Origin of the sequence: Actinomadura sp. NPDC048021 (assembly GCF_040653135.1) — a bacterium.
GTDB classification, from domain to species: Bacteria; Actinomycetota; Actinomycetes; order Streptosporangiales; family Streptosporangiaceae; genus Spirillospora; species Spirillospora verrucosospora.
The window spans coordinates 22,256-35,826 of sequence record NZ_JBEZJQ010000020.1 but is presented as its reverse complement, the minus strand read 5'-3'; the positions used below and the strand labels follow the sequence as shown (position 1 = coordinate 35,826).

The window sequence follows — 13,571 nt, the reverse complement described above, 5'->3', positions numbered from 1 at the left end:
AACGGCATGAGCGCGTACCGCACCATCCTCGTCGGCACCGACGGCTCCGACTCCTCGTTCCGCGCGGTCGACAGGGCCGCGCAGCTGGCCGCCGCCACGGGCGCCACCCTCCTGCTCGCCTCCGCCTACAGCCCCATGCCGGAGCGCGAGCGCGCCAGCGCCGCCGACCGGCTCGGCGACCTGGCCTACAAGGTGCAGGGGTCCACGCCCGCCGACGACGCTCTGCGGGCCGCGCGGGAGCGGGCCGTCGCCGCCGGCGCCACCGCCATCGAGCAGGAGGCCGTCGAGGGCGACGCCGTGGACGTGCTGTCGAAGCTGGCCAAGGAGCGCCCCGTGGACCTCATGGTGATCGGCAACCGGGGGCTCAACAGCCTCGCGGGCCGCATCCTCGGCTCCGTGCCGGCGAACCTGTCGCACCGCGCCCCCTGCGACGTGCTCATCGTGCACACCACTCCGCGCGGCAAGTGACGCCCGTCCCCGCCGCCGGTGACCCGATCGTGACCCGGGTTCCGCCGCGGGCGTACAGGGCGGGGTCTGGCTTCCGGAGGGGTGGGGTACGTCACCGTCAGGACGTAGGCTGACAGCCACCGATCATGAGCGGGGCCCCCGACCCCCGGGAATGACGGCCCCCGTCGGTGACGCTGTACCTGGGCGTCGAAAGGAGGCAGCGCGTGGTCGAGCTCGAAAGCGTGCCGGAACTCGTCGATCCGGTGCTCGTGGCCGCCTTTGAGGGGTGGAACGACGCCGGGGAGGCCGCCAGCGGGGTGATCGCGCATCTGGAGTCGACCTGGGAGGCGGTGCCCATCGCCGAGCTCGATCCGGACGACTACTACGACTTCCAGGTCACCCGCCCCATCGTCGAGATGGCCGACGGCGAGACCCGCGGCATCACCTGGCCGACGACCCGCGTGTCGTGGGCGCGGCTCCCCAACGGCAAGGACGTCGTGCTGCTGCACGGCATCGAGCCCAACATGCGGTGGCGGTCGTTCTGCCGCGAGCTGGTCGGGCTGATGCTGGAGCTGGAGATCCGCAACGTCGTGCTGCTCGGCGCGCTGCTCGCCGACGCCCCCCACACCCGGCCGGTGCCGGTCACCGGCGCCGCGTCCGAGGCCGGCCTGGTCAACACCCTGAACCTGGAGCCGGCCCGCTACGAGGGACCGACCGGCATCCTCGGCGTGCTCCAGGACGCCTGCGCCAAGGCCGACCTCGACACCGTGTCGCTGTGGGCGGCCGTCCCCCACTACGTCGCCCAGCCGCCCTCCCCCAAGGCGACCCTCGCGCTGCTGCGCCGCGTGGAGGACCTCCTCGACGTCACCGTCCCGCTCGGCGAGCTTCCCGAGGAGGCCCGCGCCTGGGAGCACGGCGTCAACGAGCTCGCCGAGGAGGACTCGGAGGTCGCCGAGTACGTCCGCACGCTGGAGGAGCAGAAGGACGCCACGGAGCTGCCCGAGGCGAGCGGCGACGCCATCGCCCGCGAGTTCGAGCGCTACCTGCGCCGCCGCGACCCGGGCTGATCGCGCGGGGCGGGGCGCGCCCCGGCCTCTCGCATCCCCGGCCTCTCGCATCCCCGGCCTCTCGCATCCCCGGCGGCGCCGCGCGCACGCCGTGGAGTGCGCTGATCACGACGTCCACCGTCCCGCGGACCGCCGGCGTCTGTTGCCGGTGAGCGCGCCGCGGCCCCTACCCCGGCTCTGAGCGCGTCGGCAAGCCCGCCGTGGCGGGCCTACCGGCGCGGGACGAGGTCGGACGCCGCCGGTCAGAGCGCGATGCCGAGGAGGGCGTCGACGACGGCGGCGGCCTGGGCCGGCGCCGCCTCGTCGTCGCCGTCGGCGGAGGCCCAGGCGTCCACGGCCGCCAGCGCGGCGGGAGTGTCCAGGTCGTCGGCCAGGCCCTCGCGGACCGCGGCGGCCAGCGGGGCGGCGGGCGGGCCGGACGGGCGGGCCGCCGCGGCGCGCCAGCGGCCGAGGCGGGCGGCCGCCTCGTCGAGGGCGTCCGCGGTCCACTCCCAGTCGGAGCGGTAGTGGTGGGCCAGCAGCGCCGTCCGGATCGCCATCGGGTCGGCTCCGGACTCCCGCAGCTTCGACACGAACACGAGGTTGCCGCGCGACTTGGACATCTTCTCGCCGTCCAGGCCGACCATGCCGGAGTGCACGTAGGCGCGGGCGTGCGGCCGCTCCCCCGTGGCGACCTGCGCGTGCGAGGCGCTCATCTCGTGGTGGGGGAACGCCAGGTCCGAGCCGCCGCCCTCGACGTCGAAGGCCATGCCGAGGTACTCGATGGAGATCGCCGAGCACTCCACGTGCCAGCCGGGGCGCCCCTCCCCGAACGGCGAGTCCCACCCGGGCTCGCCGGGCCGCCGCGCCATCCACAGCAGCGCGTCGAGGGGGTCGCGCTTGCCTGGCCGGTCCGGGTCTCCCCCGCGCTCGGCGAACAGCGGCGCCATCTCCTCCCGCGTGAGCCTGCTGACCCCGCCGAACGCCGGGTCGGAGGCGATCGGGAAGTAGACGTCGCCGTCCACCTCGTAGGCGGCGTCCCGGCCGCGCAGCTTCTCGATCATCTCGATGATCAGCGGGATCGCCTCGACCGCGCCGACGTAGCGGTCGGGCGGCAGGACGCGCAGCGCGGTCATGTCGTCGCGGAAGAGCTGGATCTCCCGGTCGGCGAGCTCGCGCCAGTCCTCCCCGGTCTGCTGGGCACGTTCCAGGAGCGGGTCGTCGACGTCGGTGGTGTTCTGGACGTAGTGGACCCGGTGGCCGAGGTCCCGCCACACCCGGTTGACGAGGTCGAAGGCCAGGTAGGTGTTGGCGTGGCCGAGGTGCGTCGCGTCGTAGGGGGTGATCCCGCACACGTACATCCGGGCGATGTCGCCTGGGGACGTGGGGCGCGTCGTCCCGGTGCCGGTGTCGTGCAGGCTGAGGGCCCGGGTCGCGGCGGGCAGTCCCGCGTCGGAGAGGCTGGGGACTTCGGAGGCGGGCCACGATCGCATACAGAAAGCTTATCCATGCGTACTTCGCGGCATGAATCCGAGATCACGGCTTCCGCCGGGCGCGCCCTCAGCGGTGCCGGACGCGCGGGTCCAGCACCGAGTAGCCGATGTCGACCAGCAGGTTCGCGACGACGACGAACGACGTCACCAGAAGCGTCACCCCGATGACGACCGGGGTGTCGCCGAGCGCGATGGACTGGTAGACCAGCTGCCCCACGCCCTGCAGCCCGAACACCTTCTCGGTGACGATCGTGGAGCCGACCAGCGCGCCGAGGTCGATGCCGAGCTGGGTGACGACGGGGGCCAGCGCCGTCCGCAGCCCGTGCCGGCCGACGACGCGGCGTTCGGGCAGGCCCTTGGCCCGCGCCGTCCGCACGTAGTCCTCGCCGAGCACGTCCAGCATCGCCCCGCGGGTGAGGCGCGTGTAGGTGGCGATCATGAGGAACGCCAGCGCGATCCACGGCAGGACCATCCGGCGCAGGAAGTGCTCCTGCAGCGGGGGTCCCGCCTCGAACAGGTGGGCGGCGCCGCCGCCGAGCCCGGCGGAGAACACGTGCAGCAGCGCGAGCGCCATCACGAACGGCGGGGTGGACAGGCCGACCAGCACGAACACGGTCGCGGCCCGGTCACCGAGGCCGCGCGGCCGCATCGCGCAGAACACGCCGAGCAGCACGCCGCCGGCGAACCACAGGACGGCCGCGCCCGCCACCAGGCACAGCGTCGTGGGGAGGCGCTGGCCGATCAGGCTGGTGACCGGTACGCCGTTGATGTAGGAGTCGCCGAGGTCGCCGCGCACCAGCCGTCCGGCGAACCGCCAGTACTGGACGAGGACGGGGCGGTCCAGCCCGAGGTTGCGGCGGATCTGGCCGAGGGTGTCGGCGGTGGCGCGAGGCCCGCCGATGACGCGCTCCACCGGGACCGGCGAGACGTGCAGGAACACGAAGACCAGCGTGGCCGCCATCCACAGCACCACGACCGTGTACAGCAGGCGGCGGAGGACGAACCGCGCCACGCGCCTCACCGCCCCCCGGGCGCGCGGTCGCCGCGCGGGTCGAAGGCGTCGCGGATGCCCTCGCCGAGCAGGTTGAACGCCAGCGTCGTCGCCAGCAGCAGGACGCCCGGGACGGCCAGCAGCCACCAGGCCGCCCGGAACACGTCGCCGCCCTCGCCGAGCATCGACCCCCAGCTCGGCATCGGCGGGCGCACCCCGACGCCGAGGAACGACAGCGTCGCCTCGAACACGATCGAGGCCGGGACCAGCAGCGAGGTCAGCACGGTGACGTGCGCGGACAGGTTCGGCAGGACCTCGCCGAACATGATCCGGACGTCGGAGGCGCCGAGGGCGCGGGCCGCCTCGATGAACTCCCGCCGCCTGATCGTGATCACCTGTCCGCGGATGACGCGGGCGACCGCGGCGAACGAGAAGAAGGCGATGATCAGGATCGTCATGCTCAGGCTGGCGGCGACCGAGGTGATCTGGAACGTGGTCGCCAGCACGATGGCCACGAGCAGGTACGGCAGGGCGAGCATCATGTCCATGAGCCGGGCGAGCAGGGCGTCCAGGGCGCCGCCCGCGAACCCCGCGAGGGTTCCGACGGCGGTCCCGGCGGCGGAGGCGAGAAGGGCCGCGAGGATCCCGACGGCCAGGGAGATCCGTGCCCCGTAGGCGGCGCGCACGAGGACGTCGCGGCCGAGCTGGTCGGCGCCGAGCGGGAACCGCGCTCCCGGCCCGCGCGGCTGCCCTCCGGCGTCCAGGCCGGTGCGCGGGAAGGTCGCGTCGTAGGGGTGGCCGGTCAGGTGCGCCCACAGCGGCGCCAGCGCCGCGAACGCCAGGATCAGCGCGAGGACGGCGAGCGCCGCGACCGCGAGCCGGTCGCGGCGGAACCGGGTCCAGGCGAGCTGGCAGGGGGTGCGGCCCTCCACGGGCAGGGCCTCGTCCGGCGCCGCCCTCGGCCTGCGGGTCTCGACCTCGGCGTAGCTGCTCATCGCGCCGCCGCGCGTGCCACCGCTGCCATCCGCACTCCCCGTCTGCCGATGACCCTTCGCGGGCGGCTTCGCCCCGACGAAGATCGCATTAGGTAGTCAAACTAGCACCGAGCGTCATGTTCCGCAGCCGGAGCCGGCAAGTGGGCAGGGCGGGTCCCTGTCAGCGCACGCGGCTCCAGGCGTGCGGGTCGCCGGGGACGGCGGAGAAGTCGTACCGGACGCCGGTCCGGCCGAGGGCGACGAGGCTGACGGAGGTCGTGCCCCACACGCGGCCGTCGCCCAGGTCGAGCAGGGGGAGCAGGGCGCGGTGGTCGGCGCGGGGCAGGCCGCCGCCGTCCACCAGTGGCAGCCATGCGCCCCAGGCCCGTTCCACGGTGTCCTCGAGGCGCGGCTCGGGGCGCGGCGCGGCGGCCAGAAGCGGCCGGAAGTGCGCGAGCCGCGCCGCCATGTAGGCGTCCTCGGTCTCGCCCTCCGGCTGGCCCTCCCCCTCCAGCCCGCTGTTGACGATCATGTGCAGGCCGGGTCCGAGCCCGCGCTCGGTCAGGGCCGCGCCGTCCCAGCTCCACAGCCGCACCCGGTCGGGTTCGGCGCCGACGAGGTGGAACGGGTCGAACGCGGCGAGGTCCGGCCCGCCGAGCTTGCCGTCGGCGGCGACCCGCAGCGGCAGCTCCCCGCGGGAGGCGCGGCCCGCCTCGGGAGCCATGGCGCCGCGGCCGTTCAGCACGACGGCGGCCCGCGGCGCGCCGGGGTCCACCGCCAGCCAGGTGCCGCCCGCGCGCAGGTCGCGGCCGCCGACGAGGCCGGGGCGGTCCGGCCAGTGCCGGGCGGGCGGCTCCCACGCGCGCGCGGTGAACTCGTCGCGCACGCCCACGAGGAGCACCGGAACCGGGGAGGACGGGTCGACACTGATGATCGCCGTACACATGCCCCAATTGGAGCATTCCACCGGTGCGCCGATCCCGGCGGGGGCGGGCTACAGCGGCGGCCAGGGGATGGCGGGCCAGTCCTCGGGCGGGTAGGGGTGGATGCGGTGCTTGAGCATCAGCTCGACGCGGCGCCGGGTGGCGTCGACCTCCTCGGCGGTGAGCAGCTCGGCGAGCCGCGCGCCGAGGGCGCCGCCGCGCAGCCCCGCGTCGACCCGGCCGAGCGCCTCGACGGCCTCCGGGGTCAGGGGCTTGCCGCGCCACTGCCACAGCACGGTGCGCAGCTTGTACTCGACGGAGAAGCAGACGCCGTGGTCGCAGCCGTACACGTGGCCGTCGCCGGGAGGCAGCAGGTGACCGATCTTGCGGTCGGCGTTGTTGACGACGGCGTCGAAGACGGCCATCCGGCGGACGGCCTCGTCGTCGGAGCGCGACAGGCCGACGAGGTCGACGCCGGGGTCGGGCTCCACCCACAGCTGCACCATGCCGGGCCCGTAGGGGCCGTCGCGGTGGACGGTGGGCGGGACGGTGTTCCAGCCCATCGCCTTGGAGACCTCGTAGGCGGCGACCTCCCGCTCGGCGAGGGTCCCGTCGGGGAAGTCCCACAGGGGCCGCTCCCCCGCGACCGGCTTGTAGACGCAGTTGGCCGACACCCCGTCGTGCTCGATCGCGCAGTAGAGGGTGGCGTTGGACGCCTGGACGAGCCGGCCCTCCACGGCGAGGCGGCCGGCGGACAGCAGCCGTTCGGCGGCGGCCGCGTCGCGCGGGGACACCGCGCGCCCGGCCTCGCCCGGCCCGCCTGCGTCGCCGGCGGGCGCCCGGCCCCGGGAGGACTGCGTCATGCGTTCATTCTCCCGGCCACGTCGTCCATGATCCAGCACAGCGGGGTGTCATCTCAGCCGAGGTATCCGTTCTGGCGGGGGCAGACGTGCCCCTCGCTGTCGAGCGGCAGGCCGCACAGCGGGCACGGCGGGCGTCCCGCCGCGACCACCTTCAGGGCGCGCTCGGCGAACGCGCGGGCCTGCGCCGCGCTGATCCGCACCCGCAGCACCGCGACGGCGGGGTCGTCCTCGCCGACCTCGGGCTCCTCGTCGGACTCGGTGACCTCCTGCGCCTCGATGACCACCTGCTCGCCGTCGGGGTCCCAGGCCAGCGCCATCGTGCCGACCTTGAACTCCTCCTCGACGGGCTGGTCGAGGGGACCGTCGTCCTTGAGCTCGGAGGGGGCGACCGGGGGCACGTCGGCGTCCCCGCCGCTGCGCCGCAGGACCTCGTCCAGCAGCTCCTCCAGCCGCTCGGCCAGCAGCGTCACCTGGAACTTCTCCAGGCCGACGCTGGTGACGCGGCGGCCGGAGCGCGCCTGCAGGTAGAACGCGCGGTCGCCGGGGCGCCCGACGGCGCCGGCGACGAAGCGCTCCGGCGGATCGTAGGAGATGACGGGCATGACAACGACCCTACGCGCCGCCGCCCACGACCGCGTCACTCGACCCGAGTCCGTCTTTCCCGGAACGTTCCTCCGGCGGTTCCGGGATCAGCCCGGCGACGTCGCCTCCGGTGTCGTTGAGCCGGACGACGAACGGGCGCGTCTCGGTGTAGCGGATCACGGTGAGCGACGCCGGGTCGGCCTGGATGCGCTGGAACTGGTCCAGGTGCAGGCCGAGGGCGTCGGCGACGATCGACTTGATGATGTCGCCGTGGCTGCACACGGCGTAGAGCGCGTCCGGCCCCCGGGCGGCGGCGATCCGCTCGTTCCAGTCGCGGACGGCGGTGACGGCGCGGTGCTGGGCGTCCGCCAGCGCCTCCCCCGCCTCGCCGGGGAACCGCGCGGCGCTCGGATGGGCCTGCACGACGCGCCAGAGCGGCTCCTCGGCCAGCTCCTTGAGGGGACGGCCCGTCCAGTCGCCGTAGCGGACCTCGCCGAACCGGTCGTCGGTCTCGACCTTCTCGACCTTCTCGGCGTGCCCCGCGGCCACGGCCTCGGCGGTCTCGACGCAGCGTTCCAGCGGGCTGGACACGACGGCGGCGAGCGGCAGGGGCGCCAGGCGGGCGGCGAGCGCCGCCGCCTGCGCGCGGCCGCGCTCGTCCAGGCGCACTCCGGGCGTCCATCCGGCCAGCACGGGGCCGGTCATAGCGGTCAGGCCATGCCGAACCAGCAGAAGCGTCGTCACACCGGCCACTCTAGGAGATCATCCGGACGTCCCGACGCCCCGGATGCGCGACAATGCGTGGTGTGATCGTCGACAAGGCCATCTACGCCGGCGGGAAGCGCCGCGACATCGAGGGCGACATCAGCGACGCCTTCGACCTCGCCCGCGAGGACGGCGAGTGCTTCCTGTGGATCGGCCTCTTCGAGCCCGACGAGGACGAGTTCGAGCTGGTCAAGGACGAGCTGAACCTGCACCCGCTGGCGGCCGAGGACGCGGTCTCCGCGCACCAGCGGCCCAAGATGGAGCGCTACGACGACACGCTGTTCGTGGTGCTGAAGACGCTCGCCTACGTCGACAAGACCTCCGACATCGAGGTCGGCGAGATCATGGTCTTCCTCGGCCGCGACTTCGTGGTGACCGTCCGGCACGGCGCCGGGAACCCGCTCGGGCCGGTCCGCAAGCGGCTGGAGGACAACCCGGAGCTGCTCGGCCACGGCGCCACCGCCGTCCTGTACGCCGTGTGCGACGAGGTCGTCGACCGGTACGGCGTCGTCGCCCACGAGGTCGAGGTCGACATCATCGGGCTGGAGCGGGCCGTGTTCGACCCGAACGCCCGGGACGTCACCGCCGACATCTACTCGCTCAAGCGGGAGGTGCTGGAGTTCCGCGGCGCCGAGGACCCGCTCGTCCCCGTGCTGCAGGAGATCGTGAAGGGCCGGGTCGCCGAGTGCGGCTCCACCCGCGAGTACTTCCGCGACGTCCTGGACCACCTGCTGCGCGTCGACGGGCAGGTCGACGCGCACAACGAGCTGCTCAACAGCGTGCTGACCGCGCACCTGGCGCTGCTCGGCAAGCGGCAGAACGAGGACATGCGCAAGATCTCCGCGTGGGCCGCGATCATCGCCGTGCCCACCGCGATCGCCGGGATCTACGGCATGAACTTCGACCACATGCCCGAGCTCCACTGGACCATCGGGTACCCGCTGGTCATCGCGGTGATGGCCGTCGTGTGCGTGCTGCTGTTCCGCCGCCTGCGCAAGAGCGGCTGGCTCTAGGCGCCGGAGTCGTGAGGGGACGCGGGCGCGGCGAGGAGCACCGCCCACAGGTGCGACTCGGCGTCCTGCGACTCCAGGCGGCGGCGGATCCGCTCCACGCCGGAGCGCGTGGGCAGCGCCAGCCAGACCAGCAGCGGGTAGCCGACGACGAACCCCGCGACGAAGACCAGCTCGCTGTGGGCGACCATCGCCAGCGGGAGTCCCAGCAGGATCACGCCCTCGGCGAGGGCGAACCGCAGCAGGACGGCCTGCCGGAACATCATCAGCGCGGTCCGCGCCGCCGCGGCCGGGTCGGCGCCCGGCGCCATCGGGCGCGGAGCGCGGGGCCCGGCGAGCAGGGCCGGCAGCGCGGCGGCCGCGAGCGGCAGGTAGATCCACGACGGCCCGTCCCCGGGGCCGTCCTCGACGATCAGCGGCACGATCGCCAGGATCAGGACGGGGGCGGCCAGCAGCGCCAGCATCATCAGGCGCATCCGGCCGAGCTCGGTGCCGCCTCGCAGCGAGGCGAGGTAGCCGGGGTCGTCACCGGGGCCGGCGCCGAACACCGGCGCCACGTCCGGCCCGCCGTCGCCTTCCGGCGTCTTCGGCGAGTACATCGAGAACGGGGGTGGCGCCATGGCTGCGAACTCTAACCCGGCGGTGCCCCGCCGCAATAGATCCTCACCAGGATCTTCGCGCCGCGGACCCGCCCGGCCGGGGCGGCCGCTCGCTTTCCGCGCCGCTCGCCCGGACCGCTAGATTGGCCGCCTATGAAGGAGCGTCACCTCGGGCGGAGCGGGCTGCTGGTGTCCCGGCTGGGACTCGGCACCATGACCTGGGGCCAGGACACCGCCCCGGACGAGGCGGCCGCGCAGCTCATCGCCTTCGTAGAGGCCGGGGGCACCCTGGTCGACACCGCCGACGTCTACAGCGACGGCGACAGCGAGCGCATCCTCGGCCACCTGCTGCGCGAGCTGGTCGACCGCGACGACCTCGTCGTCGCGACCAAGGCCGCGATCCGGCCGAACGGGCGCTACGACGCCTCGCGCCGGCACCTGCTGCACGCCCTCGACGCCTCCCTCGACCGCATGGACCTCGACCACGTCGACCTGTGGCAGCTGCACGTCTACGACCCGGGCACGCCGCTGGAGGAGACGCTCTCGGCGCTGGACGAGGCGGTCTCCTCGGGCCGGGCCCGCTACGTCGGCGTCTCCAACTACGCGGGCTGGCAGGTCGCCAAGGCCGCCGCCTGGCAGCGGGCCTGGCCGGGCCGCGCGCCGGTCGTGTCGGCGCAGCTGGAGTACTCGCTGCTGCGCCGCGACATCGAGCGGGAGGTCGTGCCCGCCGCGCTGGACGCCGGGGCGGGGCTGCTGCCGTGGTCGCCGCTCGGCCGCGGCGTCCTCACCGGCAAGTACCGCACCGGCATCCCCGCCGGGTCGCGCGCCGCCGCGCCGCACTTCGCCGACTTCGTCCAGCCCTACCTGGACGAGGAGTGCGCCCGCATCGTGGAGTCGGTGGTGACCGCCGCCGAGGGCCTCGGGTGCTCCCCGCTCGCCGTGGCGCTGGCGTGGGTCCGCGACCGCGAGGGCGTCGCCGCGCCGATCGTCGGCGCGCGGACCGCGGCGCAGCTCGGCGCGATCCTGGAGAGCGAGGAGGTCACCCTGCCGCACGAGATCCGCAGCGCGCTGGACGACGTCTCCGATCTCTCCGACGCCGCCTCCCACCCGTGATCCGTCCCGCACCCGTGATTCGTGCGTGAACCCCGGGGCCGTCCGTGGCACGCTCTGGACGGTCCACCGCCAACCGAGATCAGCCGTGACGGGAAGCCCGTGACCGACACCCCTGAACAGTCCGCCGCCCCCTCGGCCGCCGAGCGCAAGGCGCGCGCCGAGGCCGCCATGCGCGCGGCCGAGGCCGCCGCCGGAGCGCTCGACGGGCGGGACTCCCCCGCGCCCGCACCCGCGCCGCCGCCGGAGCCCGCCGCCGGCCCGGAGGAGGACCTGCGCGCCCTCGGCGGGCTGTTCGCCGAGACCGGCGTGCCCGCCGCGCTCGCCTCCCGCGCCGCGGCGCGGCTGGGGCCGGGCGCCGCCGGACGGCTGCGCGAGGACCCGTGGCGCCTGCTGAGCGTCCCCGGCGTCCGGCCCGGCCAGGCCGACCATTTCGCCCGCGCCCTGCTCGGCGAGGACGCCCGCCCGGACGATCACCGCCGCGGCGGGGCCCTCGTCCTGCACCTGCTGACGGAGGCGGCCCGCCAGGGCCACACGGTCACGCCCGCCGCCGACGTGCTGACCGCGCTGGAGCGCCTGCGCTTCCCCGACCCGCGGCGCGCCGTCGACGCGGCGCTGGACGAGGCGGAGGTCCTGTCGCTGACCGAGGAGCCGGAGTTCGACGAGGAGGCGTTCGAGGAGGGCGCCGAGCCGCCGGAGCCGGAGGAGACGCTCGGCCCGGCGCGGTGGGCGCTCGCGGAGGAGGCGGCGGCCGAGGGGTTCCAGCGCCTGACGCTGACCGCCGCGCCGCTGCTTGACGACGCGGCCCTGAAGGGCCTGCGCGACGGGCTCCCCGAGGACCGCTCCCTGGCCCTCACCGCCGCGCTGCGCACCGGCGTCAGCATCCTGTCCGGCGCGGCGGACGGCCTCGCCCGCACGATCGCCGGGATCGCCTCCGCCGCGGTCTCGCAGGGCCTGCGGACGGCCGTGGCGGCACCCACCGACCGCGCCGCCGCCGATCTCGCGGCCGCCTTCCCCGCCGCCGCGGCGGAGGGCGTCGCGGTCACCAGCCTGCACCGGCTGCTGGAGCCGCGCGAGGACCCCTCGGCCGCGCCCGGGGCCGTCGTCTACGGGCGCGGCGAGCAGCGGCCCTTCGATCTCGACCTGCTCGTCGTGGCGGACGGCGCGGCGCTCGACGTCGAGCTGTGCGCGGTGCTGGCCGAGGCGTGCCCCGACGGCGCCCACCTCGTGCTGTGCCGCGAGCCCGGCGCCCCGCCGCCCGCCGGGCCCGGCCGTCCGCTGGACGATCTGGAGGCGTCGGAGACCGTGCCCGTCGTGGCGCTGGACGCGGAGCCGCCGTCCGACCCGCTCGGCGTCCTGACCGAGGCGGTGCGCGGCGGCGAGCTGACCGCCGTGGACGCCCCGGGCCGCGAGGTGGTCATCGTGCCCGCCGAGGACGCCGGCGAGGCGGTGCACCGGACCGTCCAGCTCGTCACCGACTCGATCCCCCGCGCCCTCGGCATCCCCGTCGAGGACGTCCAGGTCGTCGCCCCGGCGGCGGGCGGGGACGCGGGCGCGGGCGCCCTGAACGCCGCGCTCAAGGCCCGGCTGAACCCCGGCCCCGGCGCGTTCGGCGGTTTGGACCCCGGCGACCGCGTGGTCGTCGCGGCGCCGCTCCCGCAGGCGCCGCTCGGCGAGACGGGCGTGGTGACCGGCGGCGGCCCGCACGGGCTGGAGGTCGACTTCCCGGGAGGCGCCGCGGTCGTCGCCCCGGCAGAGGCGTCCCGGCTGCGGCACGGCTGGGCGGTGCCCGTGGCGCTCGCGCGCGGGACGCGGCGGCCCGGCGTGGTGGCGGTCCTGGGCGCGGACGGCCTGTCACGGCCGCTGGTGGCCACCGCGTTCGGCCTCGCGCGCCGCCACCTGTCCGTCGTGCAGGCGGCCGGACCCGCCCTGGCCAGGGCCGTCCGCGAGGAGGACGCGCCCGCGCGGCGCACCAGGCTCGCGAGGCTGGTGGCCCAGTGAGGTACTGATGGGTAAAGAAACCCCCGTGTCGCGGTTTACGGACGACCCCGTATGGGACACGATGTCAACAAGGGACAGGGTCAACAAGGTCAGGCACGGCATCGGGTGGAGGAGCGACATGCCCCAGCGGCTCAGGCGGCTCGGAACGGCGTCGGCGGCGGTCTCGGCGGGGGCGCTCGTCCTCGTCCTCGCCGCCCCGGCGGCCGAGGCGGCGGCGGAGACGTGCAAGAAGGGCGTCGACCCCGAGAGCACGGTCGAGAACTGGAAGTGCAACCTCGGCAACCTGCGCGAGGCGCTCACCCCGAAGACGCCCGCGCCGACGCCGGCGCCGACCAAGAGCCTGAAGCCCGTCCCTGAGAAGACCACGAAGAAGACCAGGACGCCGGCCAAGGCGCCCGCCAAGGCCCCCCGCAAGGCGCCCTCTGCGCCGAGCGGCGGGAGGGGCGCGGTGCCCGGCCCGGCACCGATGACAGGGCCGGGCGGACTCAAGCCGTACTCCGGGCAGGCGCCCGCCACCGCGGCGGGACTGCCCGGCGTGCTGCCCACCCCTGAGATCGCGGCCGACCCGAACGCCGTCGGCGGGACGGCCGCCATGCCGCAGACCCGCCTCATCTCCCCCGTCGCCGCCACCGGCCAGGACAACGGCCAGATGATGCTGATCGCCGCGGCGGCCGGGGCCGCCGGGGCCGTGGGCGCGCTCAACGTCAGCGTCGCGGGCCGCGCCCTCCGCCGCCGGCGCGGGGCCCGCTGAGAACGGCTCCCTCGGC

The 13,571-nt window shown here is 75.2% G+C and carries 14 protein-coding genes; 6 read left to right on the top strand and 8 right to left on the bottom strand.

The annotated features are described in order from the left end of the window. The first annotated feature begins 6 nt into the window (after window positions 1-6). A complete protein-coding gene (locus AB0C87_RS28995) occupies window positions 7-468 on the top strand; it encodes a universal stress protein (protein WP_345182975.1) in 462 nt (153 codons plus the stop codon). A 203-nt stretch (window positions 469-671) separates the two neighbouring features. Beyond that, window positions 672-1,514 (top strand): PAC2 family protein, encoded by an 843-nt coding sequence (locus AB0C87_RS28990; RefSeq protein ID WP_345182974.1) that lies wholly within the window; start codon window positions 672-674, stop codon window positions 1,512-1,514. A gap of 242 nt (window positions 1,515-1,756) precedes the next feature. Here AB0C87_RS28990 and mshC read toward each other — a convergent pair whose 3' ends face one another. The 7 genes from mshC to AB0C87_RS28955 form a co-directional block, all read right to left on the bottom strand. Next, a complete protein-coding gene (gene mshC / locus AB0C87_RS28985) occupies window positions 1,757-2,986 on the bottom strand; it encodes a cysteine--1-D-myo-inosityl 2-amino-2-deoxy-alpha-D-glucopyranoside ligase (RefSeq protein WP_360580440.1) in 1,230 nt (409 codons plus the stop codon). Between the two features lie 67 nt (window positions 2,987-3,053). Next, complete coding sequence (locus AB0C87_RS28980; RefSeq protein ID WP_360580439.1) at window positions 3,054-3,998, bottom strand: ABC transporter permease; 945 nt, start codon at window positions 3,996-3,998, stop codon at window positions 3,054-3,056. Between the two features lie 5 nt (window positions 3,999-4,003). Next, window positions 4,004-4,972 (bottom strand): ABC transporter permease, encoded by a 969-nt coding sequence (locus AB0C87_RS28975; protein WP_360580438.1) that lies wholly within the window; start codon window positions 4,970-4,972, stop codon window positions 4,004-4,006. A gap of 160 nt (window positions 4,973-5,132) precedes the next feature. Then, window positions 5,133-5,897 (bottom strand): NRDE family protein, encoded by a 765-nt coding sequence (locus tag AB0C87_RS28970; protein WP_345181212.1) that lies wholly within the window; start codon window positions 5,895-5,897, stop codon window positions 5,133-5,135. A 48-nt stretch (window positions 5,898-5,945) separates the two neighbouring features. Continuing rightward, a complete protein-coding gene (locus AB0C87_RS28965; protein WP_345181210.1) occupies window positions 5,946-6,737 on the bottom strand; it encodes an SCO1664 family protein in 792 nt (263 codons plus the stop codon). Window positions 6,738-6,790: 53 nt separating this feature from the next. Continuing rightward, window positions 6,791-7,339 (bottom strand): DUF3090 domain-containing protein, encoded by a 549-nt coding sequence (locus AB0C87_RS28960; protein ID WP_345181208.1) that lies wholly within the window; start codon window positions 7,337-7,339, stop codon window positions 6,791-6,793. Window positions 7,340-7,349: 10 nt separating this feature from the next. Continuing rightward, window positions 7,350-8,063 carry an MSMEG_4193 family putative phosphomutase gene (locus AB0C87_RS28955; protein WP_353835836.1) on the bottom strand — a complete coding sequence of 238 codons (714 nt, stop codon included), beginning with the start codon at window positions 8,061-8,063 and terminating at the stop codon, window positions 7,350-7,352. 62 nt (window positions 8,064-8,125) lie between these two features. Here AB0C87_RS28955 and corA point away from each other — a divergent pair, with 62 nt between their 5' ends. After that, entirely contained in the window at window positions 8,126-9,097 is a 972-nt protein-coding gene (gene corA, locus AB0C87_RS28950; protein WP_353835835.1) for a magnesium/cobalt transporter CorA, read from the top strand. Here corA and AB0C87_RS28945 read toward each other — a convergent pair. Further along, entirely contained in the window at window positions 9,094-9,714 is a 621-nt protein-coding gene (locus AB0C87_RS28945) for a hypothetical protein (RefSeq protein WP_353835834.1), read from the bottom strand. The two genes, corA and AB0C87_RS28945, sit on opposite strands and share 4 nt — an antisense overlap. 132 nt (window positions 9,715-9,846) lie before the next feature. Here AB0C87_RS28945 and AB0C87_RS28940 point away from each other — a divergent pair, with 132 nt between their 5' ends. From AB0C87_RS28940 to AB0C87_RS28930, 3 genes are all read left to right on the top strand, one after another. Beyond that, window positions 9,847-10,806: an aldo/keto reductase gene (locus AB0C87_RS28940; RefSeq protein ID WP_345181200.1), complete on the top strand. Its 960-nt coding sequence runs from the start codon at window positions 9,847-9,849 to the stop codon at window positions 10,804-10,806. A gap of 99 nt (window positions 10,807-10,905) precedes the next feature. Beyond that, window positions 10,906-12,804 carry a helix-hairpin-helix domain-containing protein gene (locus AB0C87_RS28935; RefSeq protein WP_360580437.1) on the top strand — a complete coding sequence of 633 codons (1,899 nt, stop codon included), beginning with the start codon at window positions 10,906-10,908 and terminating at the stop codon, window positions 12,802-12,804. A 118-nt stretch (window positions 12,805-12,922) separates the two neighbouring features. After that, window positions 12,923-13,555 (top strand): hypothetical protein, encoded by a 633-nt coding sequence (locus AB0C87_RS28930; RefSeq protein WP_345181195.1) that lies wholly within the window; start codon window positions 12,923-12,925, stop codon window positions 13,553-13,555. The last annotated feature ends 16 nt before the right edge of the window (window positions 13,556-13,571 follow it).